We start from the raw sequence: 283 nt of genomic DNA on the forward strand, positions 1-283 counted from the left end.
CCTAACGATTCAGAGGTACGCGCTATCTGCTCGCCTAAGCGACTTGGTAAACAGGAGAAGTGATTATGAGTCTCGCAACCGATATACTGAAACACGCCGGCATTAACCTGGCGCCACCCTCATCGGCGGTAACAAAGAAGGTTACCCGCATCAAAGAAAAGGTTAAACGCAAACCTAAGCCGCGTGTAAAGCCGGTTAACGAGATGCCTGACGTCTATCCGCGCATCCCCGGAGTACACCAGCCTAAATATTGTGTAGGTAAAGGTCTGTGGCGCGCGCACTC

1 protein-coding gene is annotated in these 283 nt (G+C 51.9%); it reads left to right on the forward strand.

Going from position 1 to position 283, the window contains the following annotated elements; translation table 11 throughout:
- Positions 1 to 65: 65 nt before the first annotated feature.
- On the forward strand, positions 66 to 283 hold a 218-nt coding region (locus KTQ36_RS11230; protein WP_255554844.1), incomplete at its 3' end, for a hypothetical protein.

Origin of the sequence: Sphingomicrobium clamense, assembly GCF_019264355.1 — a bacterium.
GTDB lineage: Bacteria > Pseudomonadota > Alphaproteobacteria > Sphingomonadales > Sphingomonadaceae > Sphingomicrobium > Sphingomicrobium clamense.